Origin of the sequence: Candidatus Palauibacter sp., from assembly GCF_965208055.1 — a bacterium.
Lineage (GTDB): Bacteria > Gemmatimonadota > Gemmatimonadetes > Palauibacterales > Palauibacteraceae > Palauibacter.
The window spans coordinates 1,920,345-1,945,444 of the sequence record NZ_CBDBNY010000004.1 but is presented as its reverse complement, the minus strand read 5'-3'; the positions used below and the strand labels follow the sequence as shown (position 1 = coordinate 1,945,444).

The following is a 25,100-nucleotide window of genomic DNA, read 5'->3' as shown; positions in this document are numbered from 1 at the left end:
TGAGTGGGGGAGATCATCGCCAAAAAAGCTAGACAGGGGGCCGGGGCCGGACAAGGTTGGCGCCCCATGCTCCCCACCCGGATCATCGAGAAGAAGCGGGACGGCGGGCGGCTCTCGTCCGACGAACTCGCGGCCTTCCTGCGGGCGTATCTCGAGGGAAACGTCGCCGAGTATCAGATGTCCGCCTTCCTCATGGCCGCGTTCATCCGCGGGCTGGATCCCGCCGAGCTTTCCGTGCTCCTGCGGGAGATCATCGAGTCCGGGGCGCGACTGCGGTTCTCGGATGACGGTCCGCCGACGGTCGACAAGCATTCCACCGGCGGCGTCGGCGACAAGGTCTCGCTCATCCTGGCGCCGCTCCTGGCCGAAGCCGGACTTCGCGTCCCCATGATGTCGGGCCGCGGTCTCGGGCACACCGGCGGAACGCTGGACAAGCTCGAGGCGATCCCCGGGTTCAACGTGTCCCTGGATCTCGCACGGTTTCAGGCCATTCTCGATGACGTCGGCTGCGCGATGATCGGCCAGACGAAGGAAATCGCGCCGCTCGACGGACGTCTATACGCCCTCCGGGATGTGACGGGCACCGTTCCTTCCCCACCCCTGATCGCGGCCTCGATCGTTTCCAAGAAGGTGGCGGAGGGGATCGGGGCGCTCGTGCTCGACGTGAAGTGCGGGCGCGGCGCCTTCATCACCGACCGTGAGCAGGCGCGTGGATTGGCGCGCACGATGGTCGACCTCGCGGCAGCCGAGGGGGTGCGGACGAGCGCGCTCCTCACCGCGATGGACGCCCCCCTGGGCCGCACCGTCGGCAACGCGCTGGAGGTGCGAGAGGCGATCGAGACGTTGAGGGGCGGAGGACCCGCGGATCTACGCGAGGTCACCCTCGCGCTGAGCGCCGAGTTGCTCGTCTCGGTCGGTCGCTCACCCGACGCTGAAGAGGCTGGGACGGCACTCGGCGCGATTCTGGACAGCGGGGCCGCGCTCGAGCGCTTCGCGCGGCTCATCGAGGTCCAGGGAGGGGACCCGGGGGTGGTCGACGATCCCGGGCGCCTCCCCTCGGCCCCGGTCCGCGAAACCTTCCGATCGCCCGGCTCCGGTTGGCTCGACGTCCACGCCCGCAGAGTGGGCGTCGCCTCGGTGGAACTCGGCGCCGGTCGCCGGCGCGTCGAGGATGCGGTCGATCCGAGGGTGGGGTTCGAGTTTCACCGCAACGCGGGCGACAGAGTTTCCGAAAGCGAGCCTGTCCTCACGGTACACGCGGCGGACGCGGCGAGCGCCGCGACGGCCGCCCACCGCCTCACGGACGCGATCCGGCTCTCTCCCGAGCCACCCGCGGCGCAACCGCTGATTCTGGAGCGGATCGCCTGAACGGCTGGTAACGGCTAGTGTGGCGCGAAATTCCGCCGGGCGGAGGTCTGCGCGCTCCACGGTCCATGCGCGTCGCACATCTCGGTCGGTTCCGTCCCCTCGAGGTAGATCTCGACGTAGCTGACGTCGATCGGACACCAGCGCGTGGACAGCAGTCCCGTCGTCTCGTCCACCGTCCGCTCGATGAGGCCGGGCGGTCGTTCCCACGCGTCGGGGTGTTCGTGCGTCTCGTAGTAGTACGCGAGCACCGCCGCTCCGACCGGCGCCGCCGTGCCTCCCCCCGTGGCGCCCGTATAGATGCGCCGGGGCCGGTCGAGCCCGATCCACGTCGTCGTCACGAGGTCCGGCGTGAGCCCGACGAACCAGGTGTTCGTCGCATCGTTCGTCGTCCCCGTCTTGCCCGCTACCGGTATGGAGAACGGAATCGCATAGCGAGACCTCACCGCCAGCGTCCCGGTACCCTGGTCCACCGCGTCCCGCAGCATGGACTGGGCGATCCAGGCGATGTCCGGCTCCAGCACCCGCTCGCGCTGGACCCGGCTCTCCCACAGCACGCGGCCGTCCCTGCTCTCCACGCGGAGGATCGACCGGGGAGAGACGCGGACGCCGAGGTTCGCGAAGGTGCTGTAGGCGCTGGCAATCTCGATCGGACGAACGTCCATGGAGCCGATCGCGGCCGACGGCACCCGCGGCACACTCGATGAGATGCCCATGCGCTCGGCCATCTGCGCGAAGGACTCCTCGCCCACGCGCTGCCCCAGCTTGACCGCCACGATGTTGATGGACCGGGCCAGCGCCCGCCGCAGCGTCAGCGGACCCTTGAAGTCGTTGTCGAAGTTGCGCGGCGCGTAGGGGTCGCCGCCGACATTCTCCAGGTAGTACGGCTGGTCGTAGATGATCTCCGATGCCGGGATGCCGGACGCGATCGCCGTCGCGTAGACGAACGGCTTGAACACGGACCCCGGCTGCCGAATGGCCTGGGTCGCCCGGTTGAACTCGGAGTCGCCGAAATCGCGCCCGCCAACCATCGCCCGCACGTCACCGGTCGCCGCGTCCAGCGCGATGAACATCCCCTGCACGTAGGGCATCTCCACGCCTCCGCGGCTCACCTGGTACAGGCTGTCGGGCGGCCACGCCCGCACTTCCTCGAAGGTGACGCCGCGATAGGCCGGGTGGCGGTCCACCCACTCCAGCTGGGCCAGCAGCGCGGAATCCGCGACCGTCTGAAGATCCGGGTCGAGCGTCGTGTAGACGCGGAAGCCCTTCTCGTAGATGTCGGCGCCGTATCGATCGTAGAGCCGCTGCCGCACCCATTCCACGAAGTAGGGCGCGTCCTGCTCGATGCGGGCTCCCCTCGCGAGTTCCAGCGGGTACGCCTTCGCCGCCTCGGCGTCCTCGATGCTCACGAGTCCCTGGGCGGCCATCAGTTGAAGGACGAGATTGCGCCGCCCGATGGCCCGCTCGGGGCGCCGGATCGGGTTGTACCCCGCCGGATTCCGGGGGATGGCCGCGAGCAGCGCCGCCTCCGGCAGATTGAGCTGCGCGGCGGTCTTCCCGAAGTAACGCTCCGCCGCGGCCTGGACCCCGAATACGCCGCCGAAGTTGATCTGGTTGAGGTAGGCTTCGAGGATCTCCCACTTGCTGTAGGCTCCCTCGAGATCGATCGCGACCCGCATCTCGCGCAGCTTCCTCCGGATGCTGATGTCGCGCCGGTTCACGGAACTCTCGAACATGTTGCCCGCGAGCTGCTGCGTGATCGAACTGCCGCCCGCGGCCCCGTACCCCCTCATCAGGAAGTCGAAAAAGGCCCGCGTCGTCCGCAGCAGATCCACCCCCGCGTGCCCCCAGAAGCGCTTGTCCTCTACCGCGATGAAGGCGTTGTACACGTGTCGCGGGAGGTCCTCCATGGGGATCGCGGTCCGCCGCTCGATGGCGAGTTCGGCAAGGAGCGATCCGTCCGCCGCGTAGAGCTTCGTCGCTTCCTTGGGCTCGAACGCGTGTATCTGGGCGATGGAGGGACACTCGTCGCACAGGTGTGTCCACCCGCGCCACGCGACGCCTCCCCCCAGCCCGCCGCCGATGAGAACGGCGAGCACCAGAGCCCGTCGAGGTATGAGGCTCGCCAGACCCGCGGCCTTCCGACGCCGGTCCGTCGCGCGCGTCCGCCGCCCGCCTCTCCGCTTCCGGGGCGGCCGCTTCCTCGCGCCCCGCGATCGGCGCGCAACTCGTCGTCGACGCATCATCCCCGTTTCCCCCCTGCCATCTCCCGGCCGTTCACCGTCCTCCGGATCTCACCCCTCGCATCGAACCGCCCCCGGCCCGATTCTATCGTTACGCTGCCCCGGGCGGGACCGACCCGCGACGGGGAACGATAGGGAATATACCGACCGCAGGCGCAGATGTTTCTCCCCGTAGACGAACAGATCCACCGGATCCGGGAGGGAGCCGAGTCCATCGTCCCGGAAGACGAACTCGTGGCCAAGCTCGAGCGTTCGGCACGAGAGAACCGGCCCCTCCTTATTAAACAGGGGTTCGACCCGACCCGGCCCGATCTCCACATCGGCCACGGCGTGTCGATCCACAAGCTGCGGACCTTTCAGGAACTCGGCCACCGCGTCGTCTTCGTGATGGGCGACTTCACGGCCCGCGTGGGCGACCCGAGCGGACGGGACGAGACGCGGCCGATGCTGTCCGAGGAGGAGATCGAGTCGAACCTGGCCACCTACGAAGACCAGGTCTTTCGCATCCTCGATCCGGAGACGACCGAGATCCGGAAGAACAGCGAATGGCTCGCCGGCCTCGCGTTGGCGGACATCCTGCGGCTGACCTCGCAGTACACGGTCGCCCGCATGCTCGAGCGCGACGACTTCGCGGCCCGCCACCGGGAGGGACGTCCCATCAGCCTCGTCGAATTCCTCTATCCGATGATGCAGGGGTACGATTCCGTCGCCCTGCGGGCCGATGTCGAACTCGGCGGCACCGACCAGCTGTTCAACCTGCTGCTGGGGAGGACGCTGCAGGAACGCGCGGGCCAGGAGCCGCAGGTGTGCCTCATCATGCCGCTTCTGCGCGGGACCGACGGGAATCGGAAGATGTCCAAGAGCTACGGCAACTACGTCGGTATCGCGATGGAGGCGAGAGAGACGTTCGGGCGGGTGATGTCGATCCCGGACACGCTGCTCGACGAGTGGCTCGTGCTCGTATCGAGCGCCTCCGGAGAGAAACTCGCCACCCGTCGCGCACAGGCGGGAACCGATCCGCTCGCCGCCAAGCGGTGGCTGGCCGGAGACCTCGTGGCCCGCTACCACGGCGCGGGGGCGGCAGACGAGGCGCGGGAAGCGTTCGACCGCCTGCACCGACGCCGGGAAGTGCCCGACAACGTCCCCGCCGTGTCGCTCCTTCTCGGAGAGCGGGAGACGCTCTGGATCGCGCACATCCTCCGCGATTCGGGGCTCGCGGCTTCCTCGTCCGAGGCGGGTCGACTCATCCGCCAGGGGGCAGTGCGCGTGGACGGGAACGTGATCCGGGAGGGCGACCTCCGCCTGGGAGAAGGCGAGTATCTCGTGCAGCGAGGCAAGCGAGCGTTCGCGCGGGTCTCTCTCCGGTCCTGATGTCTCGAGTTTCACAGGCCCGACGCCCGCGCAGGCGGTCCCGTCACGGCCTCCGCGAGGGTCTTGCACGGGCCGAAGTTGACGTTCATGTTGCCCGGTCCCGTTCGTCGGGGAAGTTGCGGGTGTGCGTCGAAGGGCCGCACCCGGCGTGCCGGATGGGTGCAGGACGCGCATGGGGAGCCATCGGGCTTCGGAGGGTGGCGGGGAGCGGGGTTTCGGTTCGCCGCGGGCGCTGCATTCGGCATCGCGGCGTCCGGTGCGTCGCAAAATGGTTCCGCCAATCGTTGTAAGGGAGTAGTGACACGACACGACGTGCAGGCTAACGAGAAACCGAAGAGCTTTTCAGGTTGGTCTCGACGCGGTGTAATGACCCGGCTGCGTCGGGCGAGGGTTCGGCCCTCGAACAAGGTTCGGGTCGCAGAGGATCCCACTGCCACAGGAGGGAGATCCATGTTGTTTCACTTGTCAGGACGGCGGCGGCGCGCGAGCGCGCTGACCGCTACAGCAGTGAGCGCCTGGCTCTTTATCGGCGCGGCCCCGCTGCTCGCTCAGGGAGCGATCTCGGGGACCGTGACCGACGCGGAGTCGCTGGCCCCCGTGGCCGGCGCGCAGGTGTTCGTTGCGGGAACAGTGATCGGTACGCTGTCGGGTCCGGAGGGCACGTACCGGTTGGAAGGCGTACCGGCGGGCGAGCAGACGGTGACGATCCGCCTGATCGGTTACCACGAGCTGTCGCAGACGGTGACGGTGGCGTCGGGCCAGGTTGCGACGGCCGACTTCAACGTCGAGCAGACGGCTCTCCGCCTCCAGGACATCGTCGTGACGGGGGTGGTCGGCGAGACGCCGCAGATCAAGCTCCCGTTTACGGTGGAGCGGCTGTCGGCGCAGGACCTTCCGGTCCCCGCGGCGGACGCCTCCTCGCTGCTGGCGGGTAAGGCGGCCGGCGTATCGGTCATCTCGGCTTCGGGCCAGCCCGGCTCCGAGGCGACGATCACGCTGCGCGGTCCGACGTCGATCAACACAGCCGGCCGGAGCATGTCGCCGCTGATCGTGATCGACGGCGTGATCCAGGCCGAGGGCGCATCGCTTTCGGACGTGGGCGCGCTGGACATCGACCACGTGGAGATCGTGAAGGGCGCGGCGGCGGCATCGCTGTACGGTTCGCGGGCGCAGAACGGCGTGATCGAGATCACGACGAAGCGCGGGACGGGCCTGCAGACGAATTCGCTGAACATCACCGGCCGCGGCGAGTACGGCTTCGGCCAGCTCGTCGGTGACGTCGGCCTGGTGCGTTCGCATCCGTACGAGATGAACGCGTCCGGCACGAAGTTCATCGACAGCGAGGACAACGAGGTCGACTTCGGCGACCTGAACCGCCCCGGCTTCGGTTCCGCCCGGCTCTACAACCAGATCGCCCCGGGCGAGGCGGCGACGCCGCAGACCGCGTTCGCAAACCAGGCGTTCCCGAACGAACTGTTCGACCACATGGACACGTTCTTCGATCCCGGCGAGACGATGGACCTCTACGGCGCCGTGACGGGCCGTTTCGGCGAGTCGAGCTTCCGGGTGAGCGTGAACCAGTTCCGCGAAGGCGGCGTCGTGAGTTGTTCCGTCTGCATCGACAATCTCGCCACGCTGAACGCGGATCGTGTCGCGCAGGGTCTCACGGCCTTCGATGTCGGTGTTCCGAACGACGAGGGCTTCGAGCGGCAGAACGTGCGTCTGAACGTCGACACGCGCTTCGGCGACCTGGATATCGCGGCGAGCGGCTTCTATTCGCGCTCCGACCAGGACGACAAGGCCGTATCGACGGGCGCCTTCTCCCGGCTGACCTTCATGTCCCCGGCGCTCGATATCTCGCAGGTCGACCCGACGGACGGGTATCCGGACCTCAACGCGGATCCGCAGTCGATCGAGCCCAACCCGCTCTACCTGCTGGCCGTCAATGACAGCCGGGACGAGCGCACGCGGACGATGGGTTCCGTCGACCTCAACTTCTCGCCCGCGGCCATCGACTGGCTGACGCTCGAGGCGAACGCATCGTTCGACCGGACGGACTGGAGCGACTACACGATCCGACCCAAGAACGAGCGCACGGCCGGCGGTGGCGGCACCGGCGACTTTACGGGCGGCAGCCTGGAAGAGCGCAACTCCGTAAACGAGGCGGTCAACGCGTCGGTGACGCTGGGTGCGAGCCAGACGTTCATGGACGGCGACCTCACGGTGCGCGGTAAGGCCCGCTACCTGATCGAGGACCAGGTCTTCGAGTCGAACGGCGTGTTCGGGAGCCGGTTCTCGGTGCAGGACGTGCCGAACTTCGGCGCGATCATTGGCGAGACGTCGGGGGAAAACCTGACCGAAGGGATCAAGTCGGAGGGACTGTTCGGGATCGCGAGCGCCGACTACCTCGGCCGCTACATCCTCGATGGTCTCGTTCGGCGCGACGGTTCCTCGCTGTTCGGCCCCGATGAGCGGTGGCAGACCTACTACCGCGGCTCCGTTGCGTGGCGGGTCTCTCAGGAGGACTTCTGGAACATCGACGCGATCGATGAACTGAAGCTGCGCTTCTCGCTGGGCACGGCGGGCGGGCGGCCGAGATTCACCGCCCAGTACGAGACGTTCGGCGTCTCGGCGGGGGCGATCTTCCCGATCAACCTCGGGAACCGTGCGTTGAAGCCGGAGTACACGTCCGAGAAAGAGGCGGGCTTGAACTTCGTCTTCTTCGACAATCTGGGTCTCGATCTGACCTACGCGTGGCAGACGACGGACCAGCAGCTCCTGCAGGTTCCGCAGCCGGCCTTCGTGGGCTTCTCTAGCCAGTGGCAGAACGCAGGCGAGATCGCGGCCGAGACGTACGAGGTGTCACTGCGCTACGCGGCGATCGACGAGCAGGACCTGGGCCTCCAGTTCCGGCTGAACTGGGACCGGACCCAGCAGGAGATCACGCGTCTCGACGTGCCCGACTTCACACAGGGCGGCAACTTCTTCGTCTCCGAGGGTCGCCCGCTGGGCGAGCTGTGGGGCGAACTGTGGGCCACCAGTTGTGCGGATCTGGCGCCGATCGGCGTGTCCGCTTCCGACTGCAGCGCCAACTTCCAGGTGAACGATGACGGCCTCCTCGTCCCGACGGGCGGCGCCGCCTTCACGGAAGGCTTCAGCAAGAAGCTGTGGGGAACGCAGGTCGAGGTCGCCACGGCGGACGGAAGCAACTCGTACCACTGGGGTCTCCCGATCAAGGTCCAGGACTACTCGCCGGCGTGCGTGTCGAAGAATCCCGGCAACTACGAGGAGATGTGCACGCTGACCGAATTCCTGCCGTTCGGGAACACGACGCCGGACTTCAACGCGTCCTTCGCGACGAACTTCCGGTACCATGGTCTCAGCGTGAACGCGCTCCTCGAGACCTCGCAGGGCCAGTCGATCTACAACGGCACGGCCCAGTGGTCGCTTCGCGAACTGCGGGGTGAGGACACGGACCAGACGGGCAAACCGCTGGAGCACAACAAGCCCGTGGGCTATGCCTCCGCGATCTACTCGGTCAACGCCGACAACTCCTGGTTCCGCGAGGACGGCAGTTGGGTCAAGCTGCGCGAGCTTTCGCTCGGCTACACGCTGCCCCAGAACATGGTCGAGAGTCTGTTCAGCGACATCTTCGATCGGGTTACGCTCAATGTGATCGGCCGCAATCTGTTCACGATCACGGACTACCGCGGCTACGACCCCGAGGTCGGACGCGCGAGCGGATCGCTTCAGAATGCAGCGCTGAACCGAGTGGATAGCTTCGGTTATCCGAACTTCCGGACCTTCACCTTCTCAGCTGAACTGGTATTCTGATTCCTTGCCCGTGGCAGTGGCGGGGCGCCCTCTCCGGAGGGCGTCCCCGCTTGATCGACCGCGACGGAAGGGACCGGGAGATACCGATTGGACAACGGAGAGACCATGAATAGGAAGCTGACGCTACCGGCCTTTGCGCTGGCGCTGACGGTCGGCTTTTCGGGTTGCGACCTGCAGGTCGACAACCTGAACGAGCCAGACCGCGCTCGCGCCCTGGCCGGCCCGGACGATGTGGAGACGCTCATCGCGAGCTCCTTCATCAAGATCTGGGAAATCGGACATTACTGGAACAACGCAAACTTCGCGTTCGGCCACATGGCCAGCCGCCACACGGCGACATGGGGCAACATGGGGATGAACGACCTCGGTCGTGAGCCCCGCGAGTCCCTGCCGAACTCCCCTTCGTATCGCTGGGCCTACGTTTTCGAGGCCAACTGGGGTGACGCCTACGGCGGAATCTCGGGGGCATCGGACGGGGTCCGAGCCATCGAGGCGGGTCTCGAGATCGGGCCCGGTGGCGAGCGGAACGCGCGTGCGCTCGCATTCGCCGCGGGCAATCAGGCGATCCTCTCGTGCCTGCTTGCGCTGTGGTACGACCAGGGCTTCATCGTCGACGAGACGACGGACCTGGGCGGTGAACTCGAGACGGTCGACTACAACGCCATGTTCAGCTACGCCATGGGCAAGCTGGACGCGGCGGAGTCGCAGGCCCGAGCGGCCTCGTTCACGCTCGAGGAGACCTGGATCAACGGGAACGCCTGGGACAACAACCAGTGGGCCGACTACCTCGTGGGCTGGAAGGCGCGCTGCGCGGCGAACATGCCGCGGACCGACGCCGAAGCCGCCGGGGCCAACTGGAGCCAGATCATCTCCAACGCGCAGAACGGCATTCAGGATGTCGTCCTCACCGGTGAGGACTCGTCCTCGGACAGCCCGTGGTTCGACGGTCTCAAGACCCTCATGCAGGAGAACGAGACCTGGCACCGGATGCACATGGACTGGGTGGGCATGGCCGACCAGTCCGGCGAGTACCAGGACTGGCTGTCGATTCCGACGCAGCAGCGCACCGCGCGCAGAATGGCATTCGGCGACGACATGCGGTTCCCGCCGACCAATGAGAACGGCGCTACGTCGGAGACCGTGAGTCCGTCCGTCGCGTCCTACGGGCCGCGGTCGCGCTACAACTCCACGATCATCTTCCGGCCGGAGCGCGGGACGTACCGGCAGTCGCACTACGGCGACATGCGGTATGACGCCTACACGCTCAGCTGCAGCTTCTGCTTCTTCGGCGACATGGAGCACATGACGAAGCAGGAGATGGATGGCTACATCGCCGAGGCGCACTACCGCATGGGCAACTTCGCGGGCGCCGCCGAGATCGTGAACAGGACGCGGATGGAAGCCGGGCTGCCTGCAGCTCCATCGAACCCGACGGATGCCGTGCCCTCCAACGGCGCGGGCGAGTGCACGCCGCGGAAGCGGTATGACGTGCAGGGCCGCTGCGGCAACCTGCGGGATGCAATGTGGTTCGAGCACTTCGAAACCGTGTTCAACGTGTTCGGCGGACTCGAGTTCTGGCACGGGCGTCGCAACGACATTCTGCCGGCGGGTACGGCGCTGCAGTTGCCGCTGCCGGCCGCCGACCTCGAAGTGCTTCAGCGCGACATCTACACGTTCGGCGGTGGCGGGGCGAGTTCGGCCGGCGATCCGACACCGAGCGTGGTTCCCGGCAGCCTCGACTCCGCACTGGAGCGGGCCGCTTATGCGCTTGAGCGGATCAAGGCCAGCCAGGCCGCTGACCGCAAGGCACGGGATCTCGTAGTTCGGTAAGAAAGCAGTAGTCCGGCAAGGCCCGGGCAGGGGGTGGTTCTCCCCGAAGGTTCTGAACCAGGAAGGCGGTTGGTTGGATAGACGGCCCTTCCATGGAGCACGGACGCCTCCCGGCGCCGTCAGTGACGGTGCCGGGAGGCGTGCGCTTAACGACGAGGCGCACGCTTACACACAAATGATCGGGGGTCGCAGGACTGCGGCTCCCGATCATTCCGTTTTTAGCGGGTTGTAACGGACGGGAGAGGGTTGGGGTCGCCGACGGTTTCACGTTAGGGAAAGGGCAATCCATGATGTACACGTCGTCAGAACGGCGGAGACGCGCGAGCGCGTTGGCCGCCACGGCATTGAGCGCCTGGCTCTTTGTCGGCGCGGCCCCGCTGATCGCTCAGGGAGCGATCTCCGGGACGGTGACCGATGCGGAGTCGCTGGCCCCGGTGGCCGGTGCGCAGGTGTTCGTTGCGGGAACGGTGATCGGTACGCTGTCGGGCCTGGAAGGCACATATCGGCTGGAAGGGGTGCCGGCGGGCGAACAGACCGTGACGGTCCGCCTCATCGGCTACCGTGAGCTGTCGCAGACGGTGACGGTGGCGTCCGGTCAGGTGGCGACGGCGGACTTCAGCGTGGAGCAGACGGCTCTCCGCCTCCAGGACATCGTCGTGACGGGGGTCGTGGGCGAGACGCCGCAGGTGAAGCTCCCGTTCACGGTGGAGCGGTTGTCGGCGCAGAACTTCCCCGTCCCGGCGGCGGATGTCTCCTCGCTGCTGACGGCGAAGGCGGCGGGCGTATCGGTCGTTTCCGGTTCGGGCCAGCCCGGCGCCGAGGCGTCCATCATGCTGCGGGGTCCGACCTCCATCAATTCATCCGGTCGATCGCTATCGCCGCTGATCGTGATCGATGGCGTGATCCAGTCGGAATCGGCGTCGCTCTCCGACATCGGATCGCTGGATGTCGACCACGTGGAGATCGTGAAGGGCGCGGCGGCGGCATCGCTGTACGGTTCGCGGGCGCAGAACGGCGTGATCGAGATCACGACGAAGCGCGGCACGGGTCTGCAGACGAACACGCTGAACATCCTCGCGCGCGGCGAGTACGGCATCAGCCAGCTCGTCGGCGACGTGGGGCTCACGCGTTCCCACCCGTACCAGATGAACGCGGCGGGAACGCTGTTCATCGACTCCGACGGCAACGAGGTCGCCTTCACCGATCTCAGCCGTCCCGGCTTCGGCGCCCCGGTACTCGCGAACCAGATCAATCCTGGCGAGCCCGGCGATTCCTTCACTTCTTTCGCGAACCAGGCCTTCCCGCATGAGCTGTTCGACCACATGGACACGTTCTTCGATCCCGGCGAGACGATCGATGCCTACGGGGCGGTCACGGGCCGTTTCGGCGAGTCCAGTTTCCGGGTGAGCGTGGACCAGTTCAGGGAGGGCGGCGTCGTGCGCTGCACCGTCTGCATCGACAACCTCGGCACGCTGAACGCGGACCGGGTCGCCCAGGGGCTCACGGCCTTCGACGTGGGGCTGCCGGACGATGAGGGGTACGAGCGGCAGAACGTGCGTCTGAACGTCGACACGCGCTTCGGCGACCTGGACATCGCGGCGAGCGGGTTCTACTCGCGCGCCACCCAGGACGACAAGGCGCTCGAGAACGGGGCCTTCAGCCAGTTGACCTTCGCCTCGCCGGCCGTCGACCTGGCGCAGATCGATCCGGTCGACGGATATCCGCGAATCGATGCGGACACGCAGTCCATCTCCAGCAACCCGCTCTACCTGCTCGCGATCGTCGACAGCCGGGACCAGCGAACGCGGACGATGGGGTCGGTCGACCTCAACTACTCGCCGGCGGGCATCGACTGGTTGACCCTCGAGGCGAATGCATCGTTCGACCGGACGGACTTCTACGATTACGAACTCTACCCGAAGAACGAGAAGACGCGGGAAGGACCCACCGGCGGCAGCCTGCGCGAGGGCAACTTCGAGGACGAGGCGATCAACGCTTCGGTGACCCTTGGTGCGACCCAGACCTTCATGGACGGGGATCTCACCGTGCGCGGGAAGGCCCGTTACCTGATCGAGGACCAGAACTTCGGTTCGAACGGTGTGTTCGGAAGCCAGTTCTCGGTGCAGGACGTGCCGAACTTCGGCGCGATCATCGGCTCGACGACCGGCAGCAACTCCGTCCGGAGCATCAAGGCGGAAGGGCTGTTCGGCATCGCGAGCATGGACTACCGGGGCCGCTACATCGTCGACGGCCTCATCCGGCGCGACGGCTCCTCGCTGTTCGGCCCGGACGAGCGGTGGCAGACGTACTACCGCGGCTCGTTTGCGTGGCGCATCACGCAGGAGGACTTCTGGGGCATCGATGCGATCGATGAACTGAAGCTGCGCTTCTCGCTGGGGACGGCGGGCGGGCGGCCGAACTTCCAGGCGCAGTACGAGACGTTCGGCATCTCGGGCGGAGCGATTTTCCCCGTCAACCTGGGGAACACGGCGCTCAAGCCGGAATTCACGACGGAGCGCGAAGCGGGCATCAACTTCGTCTTCTTCGACAACCTCGGTCTCGACCTGACCTATGCGTGGCAGACGACGGACGACCAGTTGCTGCGCGTGCCGCAGCCGGCGTTCGTGGGCTTCTCGAGCCAGTGGCAGAACGCGGGCGAGATCACGGCGAGGACCTACGAGGCGTCGCTGCGCTACGCCCCGATCGACACGCAGGAGATGGGCCTGCAGTTCCGGCTGAACTGGGATCGAACGCGCCAGGAGATCACGCGTCTGGACGTTCCCGCCTACCGCCAGGGGACTTTCTTCGTCGCCGAAGGGCGTCCGCTGGGCGAGATGTGGGGTCACGTGCTGGCGACCACCTGCGCGGACCTCGAGCCCGTCGGCATCGCGGCGTCCGACTGCAACGCCAACTTCCAGGTCAACGACGACGGGATCCTCGTGTGGACGGGCGGCGCCGACTACACCGAGGGCTTCAGCAGCAAGCTCTGGGGCACGGACGGCACGGTGCCCACGACCGACGGTGGCGAGGCCTCATACCTCTGGGGCATTCCGATCAAGGTCCTGGATTACTCGCCGGCGTGCGTGGCGAAGAACCCCGGCAACTACATGGAGAAGTGCCAGCTCACCGACGTGCTCCCCTTCGGGAACACGACGCCGGACTTCAACGTGTCGTTCGGGTCGAACTTCCGTTACAAGAGCCTGAGCGTGAACGCCCTCGTCGAGTCGTCGATGGGCCACTCAATCTACAACAACACCGCACAGTGGGCGCTTCGGGACGACCGGGGCGAGGACGTGGACCAGACGGGCAAACCGCTCGAGTTTAACAAGTCCATCGGCTACGTGGCGGGGGTCTACCTCTCGAACAACGACAACGCCTGGTTCCGCGAGGACGGCGACTGGATCAAGGTTCGCGAGTTGGCGCTCGGCTACACGCTGCCCGAGAGCGCGGTCAACGCTCTGTTCGGCAACATGTTCGAGCGCATCACCCTCAACGCGATCGGCAGGAATCTGCTGACGATCACGGACTACCGGGGATACGACCCGGAGGTCGGCCGCACCGGCGGCGAGCTCTCGAGCTCCACGCTGCAGCGGTACGACAGCTTCGGCTATCCGAACTTCCGCTCGTTCACCTTCTCGGCGGAATTGGTGTTCTGATGCCCCTCCGGGAGACGGAGGTCGGACGGACATGGACTGAGTTTATGGAGGGGTCATGAACAGGAAGCTGACACTGCCGGCCGTCACGCTGGCACTCGGAGTCGGTTTTTCGGGCTGCGACCTTCAGGTCAACAACCCGAACGAGCCGGACCGGGCGCGCGCGCTGGCGAGTCCGGATGACGTCGAGTCGCTCATCGCCAGTTCCTATCAGCAGGTCTGGGCGATGGGACACTACTGGAACAACGCGAACTTTTCCTTCAACCACATGTCGAGCCGGCACACGGCGACGTGGGGCAACAACGGCCAGAACGACCTCGGCCGCGAGCCCCGGGAACCGATGCCGAACTCGACTTCCTATCGCTGGTCGTACGTGTTCTCGGAGCACTGGAACGACGCCTATGGAGGGATCGCGGCGGCGTCCGACGGGATCCGGGCCATCGACGAGGGTCTGGAAATCGGGCCGGGAGGGGAGCGGAACGCCCGCGCCCGCGCCTTCGCCGTTTCAACTCAGGCGATGCTGAGTTGCCTCCTCGCGCTGTGGTACGACCAGGCCTTCATCGTCGACGAGACGACGGATCTCACCGGCGAACTCGAGACGGTCGACTACAACAGCATGTTCAACTACGCGATGGGCAAGCTGAACGAGGCGGAGTCCGCCGTGCGTGCGGCTTCGTTCTCGCTCCCGGACACCTGGATCAACGGGAACGCCTGGGACAACAACCAGTTCGCCGATTACCTGGTGAACTGGAAGGCGCGCTGCGCGGCGAACCTGCCGCGAACGGATGCGGAGGCGGCGGGAGCCAACTGGAGCCAGATCATCGCGGACGCCCGCGGGGGCATTCGGGATGTCGTCGTCGTCGGCGAAGACCGTTCGTCGGACACGGCCTGGTTCGACGACCTGAAGGCCAAGGCCCAGCAGAACGGGACGTGGCACCGGATGCACATGGACTGGGCCGGCATGGCGGACCAGAGCGGGCAGTACCAGGACTGGCTCTCGTTCGAGACCTCGAAGCGGACGGCGCGCAAGATGTCCTTCGGGGATGACCGGCGTTACCCCGCCGTGAACGAGGATGGGACGCTGGGGGAGAGCGTGAGTCCCACGGCCGCCTCCGTGGGCCCCGTCCACCGCTACAACGCCAACATCATCTTCATCGCCTCGCGCGGGACGTACCGGCAGTCGCACTACGGAGATGCGCGGTACGACCACTACACCCTGAGCTGCAACTTCTGCGAGTCCGGGGACATGGAGGAGATGACGGGCCAGGAGATGGACCACTACGTCGCCGAAGGCCTGTACCGGATGGGCGACTTCGGGGGAGCCGCGGACATCATCAATGTGACGCGGATGCAGGCCGGATTGCCTCCGGCGCCATCGAATCCGACGGATGCGGTGCCCTCGAACGCCAACGGCGAATGCACGCCGCGCAAGCGGTACGATCTGCAGGGGCGCTGCGGCAACCTGCGGGACGCGATCTGGTTCGAGCACTTCGAGAACGTGTTCAACGTGTTCGGCGGGCTCGAATTCTGGCACGGGCGCCGCAACGACATCCTGCCGGCGGGCACGGCGCTGCAGCTGCCGATGCCGGCTGCGGACCTGGAAGTGCTGCAGCGGGACATCTACACCTTCGGCGGGAGCGCGGGCGGTGCGGCCGGCAATCCGACGCCCCCGTCGATCGTTCCGGGCAGCCTCGACTCCGCGTTGCGGAGAGCGGCGCTCACGCTGCATCGGCTCCGGACGCACCAGAAGGCCGCGCGCGCCAGCGAGGATCTGGTCGTGCGTTGAGGTAAAACGACCGGGGGGGCGTCTGCGGGCGCCTCCCGGTCTGATCTCAGATAGAGGTGGCGGCCCACGGGCCGCAGGGATCTCACTGCTGCAGGAGAGTGGTCCATGTTGTTAAGGCTGTCAGAACGGCGGAGGCGCGCGGGCGCGCTGACCGCCACGGCACTGAGCGCCTGGCTCTTCATCGGCGCGGCCCCGCTGCTCGCTCAGGGAGCGATCTCGGGGACGGTGACCGACGCGGAGTCGCTGGCCCCGGTGGCCGGCGCGCAGGTGTTCGTTGCGGGAACAGTGATCGGCACCCTTTCGGGTCCGGAGGGCACGTATCGGCTGGAAGGAGTACCGGCGGGCGAGCAGACGGTGACGGTCCGCCTGATCGGATACCACGAACTGTCGCAGACGGTGACGGTAGAATCGGGTCAGGTGGCGACGGCGGACTTCGCCGTGGAGCAGACGGCTCTCCGCCTTCAGGACATCGTCGTGACGGGGGTGGTGGGCGAGACGCCGCAGGTGAAGCTCCCGTTCACGGTGGAGCGGCTGTCGGCGCGGGACCTGCCGGTCCCGGCGGCGGACGCGTCATCGCTGCTGGCCGGCAAGGCGGCCGGCGTGTCGGTGATTTCCGGTTCGGGCCAGCCCGGTGAGGCGGCGTCGATCATGCTGCGCGGCCCGACATCGATCGACGCTACCGGCCGGAGTCAGTCACCGCTGATCGTGATCGACGGGGTCATCCAGTCCGAGAGCGCTTCGCTCGCCGACGTGGGTGCGCTGGACATCGACCACGTGGAGATCGTGAAGGGCGCGGCGGCGGCCTCGCTGTACGGTTCGCGGGCGCAGAACGGCGTGATCGAGATCACGACGAAGCGCGGTACGGGCCTGCAGACGAATTCGTTGAACATCCTCGGCCGCGGCGAGTACGGTTTCGGTCAGCTCGTCGGCGACATCGGTCTGGTGCGTTCGCACCCGTACACGATGAATGCGGCCGGGACCAAGTTCATCGACACAGACGGGAACGAGGTCGATTTCCGTGACCTGAACCGCAGGGGTTTCGGCTCGGCGCTGCTGTACAACCAGATCGCTCCGGGCGAACCCGGGACGGTGGCGACGGCGTTCGCGAACCAGGCGTTCCCGGGCGAGCTCTTCGACCACATGGACACGTTCTTCGATCCGGGCGAGACGTTGGACATCTACGGCGCGGTGACGGGCCGGTTCGGCGAATCGAGCTTCCGGGTGAGCGTGGACCAGTTCCGCGAGGCCGGCGTGGTGAGCTGCTCGGCGTGTGTCGAGAACCTCGCCACACTGAACGCGGATCGCGTCGCCCAGGGACTGTCGGCCTTCAATGTCGGGACCCCGAACGACGATGGCTACGAGCGCCAGAACGTGCGCCTGAACGTCGACACGCGGTTCGGCGACCTGGACATCGCGGCGAGCGGCTTCTACTCGCGCGCCGACCAGGACGACAAGGCGGTCACGAACAGTGCGTTTGCGCGGCTGACCTTCGTATCGCCGGCGATCGACCTCTCGGGCATTTCCCCGCTCGACGGGTATCCCGACATCGACGCGGACCCGCAGTCGATCGAGGCGAACCCGCTCTACCTCCTGGCCACGAACGACAGCCGCGACGAACGCACGCGGACGATGGGGTCGGTGGACCTCAACTTCTCGCCCGCGGCCATCGACTGGCTGACGCTCGAGGCGAACGCATCCTTCGACCGAACGGACTTCAGCGACTACGAGATCCGGCCGAAGAACGAGCGCACTTCCAGCGCCAGCGGCACGGGTGAGTTCACCGGCGGCCGCCTGCGGGAGGGCAATTTCACGGACGAGGCCATCAACGCGTCGGTGACGCTGGGCGCGAGCCGGGCGCTCATGGACGGCGACCTCACGGTGCGCGGGAAGGTCCGCTACCTGATCGAGGATCAGGCCTTCGAATCGAACGGCGTGTTCGGGAGCCGGTTCTCCGTACAGGACGTGCCGAACTTCGGCGCCATCATCGGCGAGACGACCGGAAGCAACACCGTCCGCAGCATCAAGGCGGAAGGGCTGTTCGGAATCGCGAGCGTCGACTACCTCGGCCGCTACATCGTCGACGGCCTCGTTCGGCGCGACGGCTCCTCGCTGTTCGGGCCCGATGAGCGGTGGCAGACCTACTACCGCAGCTCCGTCGCGTGGCGTATCACACAGGAAGATTTCTGGAGCATCGACGCGATCGATGAACTGAAGTTGCGCTTCTCGTTGGGCACGGCCGGCGGCCGGCCGAACTTCGCCGCCCAGTACGAGACGTTCGGCGTCTCGGCGGGTGCGATCTTCCCGATCAACCTCGGGAACCGTGCTCTGAGGCCGGAGTACACGACGGAGCGCGAGGCGGGGATCAACTTCGTGTTCTTCGAGAACCTGGGCCTCGACCTCACGTACGCGTGGCAGAATACCGATGACCAGCTTCTTCGGGTTCCGCAGCCGGCCTTCGTGGGCTTCTCGAGCCAGTGGCAGAACGCGGGCGAGATCGCGGCGCAGACGTACGAGGTATCACTGCGCTACGCGGCGATCGACGAGCAGGATCTGGGGCTGCAGTTCCGGCTGAACCTCGACAGGACGAAGCAGGAGATCACGCGCCTGGACGTACCCGACTTCACCCAGGGGACCTTCTTCGTATCCGAGGGTCGTCCGCTGGGCGAGTTGTGGGGCGAGGTGCTGGCCACGAGCTGCGCGGATCTGGCGCCGGTCGGCGTGTCGGCTTCGGATTGCGCGGCGAACTTCCAGGTGAACGATGACGGGCTGCTCGTCGCGACGGGCGGCGCCCAATACACCGAGGGATTCAGCAGCAAGCTGTGGGGCACGACGGTCGACGTTAACTCCGAAGACGGCACTCGCACGTACCAGTGGGGCCACCCATTCTACGTCCAGGACTATTCCCCCGCCTGTGTCGCCAAGAACCCCTCCAACTACATGGAGAAGTGTCGGCTGACGGAGTTCCTGCCGTACGGGAACACCACGCCCGACTTCAACGGCGCGTTCGCGATGAACTTCCGGTACAAGGGCCTCAGCGTGAACAGCCTGCTGGAAGCTTCGGTCGGACACTCCATCTACAACAACACGGCCCAGTGGGCGCTTCGCGAGTTGCGCGGCGAGGACGTGGACCAGACGGGCAAGCCGCTGGAGCTCAACAAGCCCACCGGGTACGCGTCGGTCATCTACAACGTCGGCTCGGACAACTCGTGGTTCCGCGAGGACGGCGACTGGCTCAAGGTCCGCGAGCTGTCCATCGGCTACACGTTGCCCGAGACGGCCATGGAGGCCTTGTTCGGCAGTGTGTTCGATCGGATCACGCTGAATGCCATCGGCCGCAATCTGATCACGCTGACCGAGTATCGCGGGTACGACCCCGAGGTCGGGAGAGTGGGCGGACAACTTGGCAGCGCGGCTGTGAACCGCGTGGACAGCTTCGGCTATCCCAACTTCCGGACGTTCACCTTCTCGGCGGAACTGGTTTTTTGAGTCCCCTTCATGCACGGGGGTAGGACGGACTTGGACTGAAGTAATGGAGGGGTCATGAAAAAGAAGCTGACACTACCGGCCCTGGCGCTGGCGCTGACGGTCGGCTTTTCGGGCTGCGACCTGCAGGTCGACAACCCGAATGAGCCGGACCGGGCGCGCGCCTTGGCCGGCCCGGACGATGTGGAGACGCTCATCGCGAGCTCCTTCCTCAAGGTCTGGGAAATCGGGCACTACTGGACCAACGCGAACTTCGCATTCAACCACATGTCGAGCCGCCACACGGCGACGTGGGGCAACATGGGGATGAACGACCTCGGTCGTGAGCCCCGCGAGCCGCTGCCGAACTCCCCCTCGTACGGCAGTTCGTACATATTCGAGGGGAACTGGGGTGACGCCTACTCCGGCATCTCGGGGGCTTCGGACGGGATCCGGGCCATCGACGAGGGTCTCGAGATCGGCCCCGGAGGCGAGCGCAACGCACGCGCACGCGCGTTCGCGATGGCGAGTCAGGCGATGCTCTCCTGTCTGCTGGCGTTGTGGTACGACCAGGCGTTCATCGTCGACGAGACGACGGATCTGACGGGCGAACTGGAGACGGCCGACTACAACGCCGTCTTCGCGTACGCGATGAACAGGCTGGACGAGGCGGAAGCTGCGGTTCGCGCGTCCTCGTTCACGCTTCCGGACACGTGGATCAACGGCAACCCCTGGGACAACAACCAGTTCGCCGACTATCTGGTGAGCTGGAAGGCACGTTGCGCGGCGAACCTGCCCCGAACCGACGCCGAGGCCGCCGGCGTGAACTGGAGCAAGGTCATACAGGACGCGCAGAACGGGATGCGCGACGTCGTCGTAATCGGTGAGGACCGATCTTCCGGGACTCCGTGGTGGAGCGGCATCAAGATCTTCATGCAGGAGAACAATACCTGGCACCGGATGCACATGGACTGGGTCGGCATGGCGGATCAGAGCGGGGAGTATCAGGATTGGCTCTCGACACCGACGGAACAGCGTACGGCCCGCAGGCTCACGTTCGGCGACGACAAGCGCTTCCCGGCGGTGAACGAGAACGGCACGTTGGGGGAGAGCGTGAGTCCGACGGCCGCGTCCACCGGTCCGGTCGCCCGGTACAACGCGACGATCATCTTCCGGCCGGAGCGCGGCACGTACCGCCAGTCGCACTACGGAGACACGCGGTACGAGCACTACACTCTGAGTTGCAGCCGGTGTGAGTTCGGCACGATGGAGTCCATGACGTCGAACGAGATGGACCACTACGTCGCCGAGGGGCACTACCGCATGGGCAACTTCGGGGGCGCCGCCGACGTCATCAACGTGACGCGCGCCCAGGCGGGCCTGCCTCCCGCGCCGGCGAACCCGACGGACGCGGTGCCGTCCAATGCGGCGGGCGAGTGCACGCCGAGGAAGCGGTACGACGTGCAGGGACGTTGCGGCAACCTGCGCGACGCGATGTGGTGGGAGCACTTCGAGAACGTGTTCAACGTCTTTGGCGGGTTGGAGTTCTGGCACGGACGGCGCAACGATATCCTGCCGGCGGGGACGGCGTTGCAGTTGCCGATGCCGGCCGCCGACCTCGAGGTTCTGCAGCGGGACATCTACACCTTCGGCGGGGGTGAACCGAGTTCGGCCGGCAGCCCCATACCGCCGGCCGTGGTTCCGGGCAGTCTCGATTCCGCGCTGCAGCGGGCGGCATTCGCGCTGCAACGTCTCCAGAAGAGCCTGGCCGTGGAGCGGCGGGCGGCGAACGCCGATCTCGTCGTGCGTTAGCACTCTCCGCGGTACATCGGGCCGATGGAAGAGGCCACCGGGTTCGTCCCCGGTGGCCTCTTTCGCGTCCGCGGCCGGACGTGTCAGAAAAGCGGGACTTCGGACGTTTCCTCGTTGTGTGGCGGTCGTCCGCCGCACTAGCTTCCGGCTACGGAGATGGTCCCGAGCAAGCATACAGAGGCATACATGAGACCGAGAGCCACGCACTTCCTGGCGACATGCGCAGTCCTGATCGGTTTGGCCGGCGTGTCCACGACCGGGTGTCTGGACCTCACGGTCGGGCCCACGGTTCCGGCCGTTGATTCGACGGAAGACACCGCGCTCGATGAGCCGGGCGACACGAATCCGGGGAACAACATCGTCCCGATACTCCCGGAGAGCCGCTAGCGATTCGGGCGCCCAGCGCGCCCTGACGGGGTCCGGCCTGCCATCCTCCGGCGCCGACGCCTCGCTGCGGGCAGTGGCCGTCGGGATGGGATCGAATCTGGGTTCTCGCATCGACCATCTGCGCGCCGCCGCACGGTGTCTGGCGAAGAAGGTGCTGGTCGAGCCCCGGTTCTCCAGGGTCTACGAGACCGCGCCCGCGTACGGCCTGGACCAGCCCGCCTACCTGAACGCCTGCTGCGTCGGCTGGACTCGTCTCGAGCCCGACGCCCTGCTCGTCTCGCTCAAGGACCTCGAATCGGACGCGGGGCGCGACCCGGACGCGCCGAGATTCTCCTCCCGCCCTCTCGATCTCGACATCCTTCTCTACGCGGACGAAGTTGTCGAGGCGCCGCACCTCGCGATTCCACACGCCGCGCTGGCGGAGCGGGCCTTCGTTCTCCTGCCGCTGGCGGAGGTTGCCGGCGCCTGGCGACATCCCGCGCTCGGGTGCTCGATCGCCGAGTTGGCGACCGCTCTCGACCCGGCGGGCGTCACCCTCACGGACCTGCGCCTCGCGGGCGCTTCCGATGGAGGTTCATGAGCCGCAGGACGCTGGAAGTTCAGGTCACTGAAGGCGGGAGCTACCCGATTCACATCGAACCGGGGCTGCTCGCCGAAGCCGCATCGGTCTGCCGGCGGCATGCGCCGGCGCACCGCTACGCCGTGATCGCGGACTCGCAGGTCGCGCGGCTCTATGGCGCCGGGATCGTCTCCCGCCTGGAGGAGACGGGTCTCGCCGCCGATCTGTTCTCGTTCCCGGCGGGCGAGTGGAACAAGAGTCGCGAGCAGTGGGCCGCGCTGAGCGATCGCATGCTTCAGGCGCGGTTCGGTCGCGACTCGGCCGTCGTCGCGCTCGGAGGCGGGGTCGCGGGGGATCTGGCCGGTTTCGTCGCGGCCACGTACATGCGCGGCGTTCCCGTCGTTCAGATTCCCACGACGCTGCTGGCCATGCTGGACAGTTCCGTGGGGGGCAAGACGGGCGTCGATACCGAGGCGGGCAAGAATCTGATCGGGGCCTTCCATCACCCATCGGCCGTGCTCATCGATCCCGCCGTCCTGGAGACGCTGCCGCGGCACCAGCGCTGCGCCGGGCTGGCGGAGGCCGTGAAGACGGCGGCGATTCTCGATGCGGAACTCTGGGACTGGATGGTGAGCGGGTCCGCGGCGCTGTCGAGCGGCGACCCGGAGGCCGCCTCGGAACTCATCGAGCGCGTGGTGCGGCACAAGGCGGCGGTGGTCGGCGATGACCCGCTGGAGCGGGGCCGGCGGGAGATCCTGAACTTCGGACACACGGTCGGCCACGCTCTGGAGACGCTCGAAGGCTACAAACTCCTCCATGGCGAGGCCGTCGCCGCGGGTATGCGCGCCGAGTCGCGCCTCGGAGAATTGCTCGGGATTACGGAGCGCGGCACCTCCGAACAGCTCGCCGCACTGCTGGAGGCGTGCGGGCTCGGCGGCGACTGGGAGACCGACCGCGAGCCAACCGAGATTCAGGATGCGATGTCGAAGGACAAGAAGGCTCGCCTGGACCGGATCCGCTGCGTATTCCTTTCGCGACTCGGCGAGGTGGCTACCGACGCGGATGGACGACACAGCTTCGCTCTGGGCGAGGAAGATCTCGGAGAACCGCTCGCGACGGCTTTACGCCCAGCCCGGCGAGTTTGAGATTGTCGGACGTGATCCCGGCCGAACCGTCACCGACCACTGCGCTCAGCATCGCCGATCTCTTCGCCCGACACGCGGAGTTGAGCCCGCACGCGCCCTGCATACTCGCGCGGGGCGGGTCGTGGAGCTATTCCCGCGTCGCGTCGCACGCGCGCGCCCTGGCGGTGGGGCTTCACAACCTGGGGGTCGAGCCCGGGGACCGGGTCGCCGTCCAGTTGCCCAACTGGCCCGAATTCGTGATCTCCGTCCTCGCGGTCGCGGAAGCGGGCGCCATCCTCGTGCCCATCGGCCCGAACTGCTCGGCGCGCGAACTGCGTTTCGCGCTGCGGAATTCCGAAGCCGCCGTCGCGATCTCGGCCGAGGACTGGGATGGCGTGGACTATCTCCAGCGGTTCGAGCACCTCCTCAGCGGGCTGCCGGACCTGCAGTACGTGGTGACGGTCGGAGAGGAGGATCTCTGGTATGACGACCGGATCTTCCAGTTCGAGGACCTCATCGCGAGCGGCCGCGGCCGGGAAGTCCCGCCGGCGGATGTGGACGTGCACCGGGATCCCTGCGCGATTCTGTACACACCCGGGACGACGGGGGCTCCGAAGGGAGTCGTCCTCACGCACGACAACCTGGTGCGGACCGCCCTCGCGACGGCCGCGCGGCTGGGGTTGGACGGCGACGACCGGACGCTGTGCATCGTCCCGCTGCCGAACATCTTCGGGCTCACCGCCCTGCTCACGACGCTCGGCACCGGCGGGGCGCTGGTATTGCAGGAGACCTTCGACGCGGCGGGCGCGCTCGCGCTTGCGCGGGAGCACGAGGCCACGGTCGTACACGGTGTCCCGACCATGTTCGTGATGCTGCTGCGGGCGCTGGAAAGCGGCGGGGCCCGGCCCGACTCCGTGCGCACCGGGCTCATCGCGGGCGCCCCGGTCGGCGATGTCCTGGTGCGCGACCTGCGCCGTCGCCTGGTCCCCGATCTCGAGAGCGCCTACGGTCTCACCGAGACCTCCCCCACGGTCTCGATCACGACCCGGTCGGATCCCGAGTCGAAGCGAGCCCACACGGTGGGCCGCCCGCTCGAAGGGGTCGAGCTCAGGGTGCTCGATGAGGCCGGCGGGGAACTCCCCAACGAGTCCGTGGGTGAACTCGCCGTGCGTGGTTTCAACGTGATGCACGGGTACTTCCGTCAGCCCGGCCAGACCCGAAAAACCATGACGGAAGACGGCTTCCTGAAGACGGGCGACCTTGCGATGGTCGACCCCGAGGGTTACCTGCATATCGTCGGTCGCCTGAGCGACGTGATTCTTCGCGGGGGTAACAGCGTACACCCTGCCGAAATCGAAGCGCAGCTCCGGTCCCACCCCGCGGTGGAAGAAGCGGTGGTTCTCGGGATCCCCAACGACGTGCTGGGTGAACTCATCTGCGCCTGCGTGATCACTGCCGAAGGGGCCCTGATCACGGCCGACGAAATCCGCGATTTCTGCCACGAGTCTCTGGCAGAGCACAGAGTGCCGGATCTCATTCACTTTCTGGATGAGCTTCCGGAAGCCTCCAGCGCACAAGCGCGCCGCGTGAGCTTGGCCCGCGTCATACGCGCGGAGGCCGACTAGGCAGCCACGGGCTGCCGGAACCAGATCGCCGCGGCGGTCGTCGGGCAAA

The 25,100-nt window shown here is 66.8% G+C and carries 13 protein-coding genes; 12 read left to right on the top strand and 1 reads right to left on the bottom strand.

The window, feature by feature from the left end:
• Positions 1-66 precede the first annotated feature (66 nt).
• Complete coding sequence (locus ACOGXI_RS08530) at positions 67-1,368, top strand: thymidine phosphorylase (protein ID WP_419938438.1); 1,302 nt, start codon at positions 67-69, stop codon at positions 1,366-1,368.
• Between the two features lie 14 nt (positions 1,369-1,382).
• Here the strand turns inward: ACOGXI_RS08530 and ACOGXI_RS08525 are convergent, their stop codons facing one another.
• Positions 1,383-3,464, bottom strand: coding sequence for a penicillin-binding protein 1A (locus tag ACOGXI_RS08525; RefSeq protein ID WP_419938437.1), 2,082 nt, complete (start codon positions 3,462-3,464; stop codon positions 1,383-1,385).
• A 303-nt stretch (positions 3,465-3,767) separates the two neighbouring features.
• Here ACOGXI_RS08525 and tyrS point away from each other — a divergent pair, with 303 nt between their 5' ends.
• From tyrS to ACOGXI_RS08470, 11 genes are all read left to right on the top strand, one after another.
• Entirely contained in the window at positions 3,768-4,979 is a 1,212-nt protein-coding gene (tyrS, locus tag ACOGXI_RS08520) for a tyrosine--tRNA ligase (protein WP_419938436.1), read from the top strand.
• A 507-nt stretch (positions 4,980-5,486) separates the two neighbouring features.
• Entirely contained in the window at positions 5,487-8,813 is a 3,327-nt protein-coding gene (locus tag ACOGXI_RS08515) for a SusC/RagA family TonB-linked outer membrane protein (protein WP_419938435.1), read from the top strand.
• A 105-nt stretch (positions 8,814-8,918) separates the two neighbouring features.
• On the top strand, positions 8,919-10,643 hold the full coding sequence (locus ACOGXI_RS08510; protein WP_419938434.1) for a hypothetical protein: 1,725 nt from the start codon (positions 8,919-8,921) through the stop codon (positions 10,641-10,643).
• Between the two features lie 329 nt (positions 10,644-10,972).
• Entirely contained in the window at positions 10,973-14,299 is a 3,327-nt protein-coding gene (locus ACOGXI_RS08505; protein WP_419938433.1) for a SusC/RagA family TonB-linked outer membrane protein, read from the top strand.
• A gap of 55 nt (positions 14,300-14,354) precedes the next feature.
• Positions 14,355-16,082 carry a hypothetical protein gene (locus ACOGXI_RS08500; protein WP_419938432.1) on the top strand — a complete coding sequence of 576 codons (1,728 nt, stop codon included), beginning with the start codon at positions 14,355-14,357 and terminating at the stop codon, positions 16,080-16,082.
• A gap of 105 nt (positions 16,083-16,187) precedes the next feature.
• Complete coding sequence (locus ACOGXI_RS08495) at positions 16,188-19,568, top strand: SusC/RagA family TonB-linked outer membrane protein (RefSeq protein WP_419938431.1); 3,381 nt, start codon at positions 16,188-16,190, stop codon at positions 19,566-19,568.
• A 54-nt stretch (positions 19,569-19,622) separates the two neighbouring features.
• Complete coding sequence (locus ACOGXI_RS08490) at positions 19,623-21,356, top strand: hypothetical protein (RefSeq protein WP_419938430.1); 1,734 nt, start codon at positions 19,623-19,625, stop codon at positions 21,354-21,356.
• Positions 21,357-21,542: 186 nt separating this feature from the next.
• On the top strand, positions 21,543-21,743 hold the full coding sequence (locus tag ACOGXI_RS08485) for a hypothetical protein (protein WP_419938429.1): 201 nt from the start codon (positions 21,543-21,545) through the stop codon (positions 21,741-21,743).
• 85 nt (positions 21,744-21,828) lie between these two features.
• Entirely contained in the window at positions 21,829-22,323 is a 495-nt protein-coding gene (folK, locus tag ACOGXI_RS08480; RefSeq protein WP_419938428.1) for a 2-amino-4-hydroxy-6-hydroxymethyldihydropteridine diphosphokinase, read from the top strand.
• Positions 22,320-23,447 (top strand): 3-dehydroquinate synthase, encoded by a 1,128-nt coding sequence (aroB, locus tag ACOGXI_RS08475; RefSeq protein ID WP_419938427.1) that lies wholly within the window; start codon positions 22,320-22,322, stop codon positions 23,445-23,447. Before folK ends, aroB begins: the two co-directional genes overlap by 4 nt.
• 11 nt (positions 23,448-23,458) lie before the next feature.
• Complete coding sequence (locus tag ACOGXI_RS08470) at positions 23,459-25,051, top strand: class I adenylate-forming enzyme family protein (RefSeq protein WP_419940179.1); 1,593 nt, start codon at positions 23,459-23,461, stop codon at positions 25,049-25,051.
• The last annotated feature ends 49 nt before the right edge of the window (positions 25,052-25,100 follow it).

Excerpts from the sequence above, each read along its gene's own strand:
- ACOGXI_RS08530 (WP_419938438.1), top strand. The coding sequence starts at position 67 with ATGCTCCCCACCCGGATCATCGAGAAGAAGCGGGACGGCGGGCGGCTC.
- tyrS (WP_419938436.1), top strand. The coding sequence starts at position 3,768 with ATGTTTCTCCCCGTAGACGAACAGATCCACCGGATCCGGGAGGGAGCC.
- ACOGXI_RS08510 (WP_419938434.1), top strand. The coding sequence starts at position 8,919 with ATGAATAGGAAGCTGACGCTACCGGCCTTTGCGCTGGCGCTGACGGTC.
- ACOGXI_RS08500 (WP_419938432.1), top strand. The coding sequence starts at position 14,355 with ATGAACAGGAAGCTGACACTGCCGGCCGTCACGCTGGCACTCGGAGTC.
- ACOGXI_RS08495 (WP_419938431.1), top strand. The coding sequence starts at position 16,188 with ATGTTGTTAAGGCTGTCAGAACGGCGGAGGCGCGCGGGCGCGCTGACC.
- ACOGXI_RS08490 (WP_419938430.1), top strand. The coding sequence starts at position 19,623 with ATGAAAAAGAAGCTGACACTACCGGCCCTGGCGCTGGCGCTGACGGTC.
- ACOGXI_RS08485 (WP_419938429.1), top strand. The coding sequence starts at position 21,543 with ATGAGACCGAGAGCCACGCACTTCCTGGCGACATGCGCAGTCCTGATC.
- folK (WP_419938428.1), top strand. The coding sequence starts at position 21,829 with ATGGGATCGAATCTGGGTTCTCGCATCGACCATCTGCGCGCCGCCGCA.
- aroB (WP_419938427.1), top strand. The coding sequence starts at position 22,320 with ATGAGCCGCAGGACGCTGGAAGTTCAGGTCACTGAAGGCGGGAGCTAC.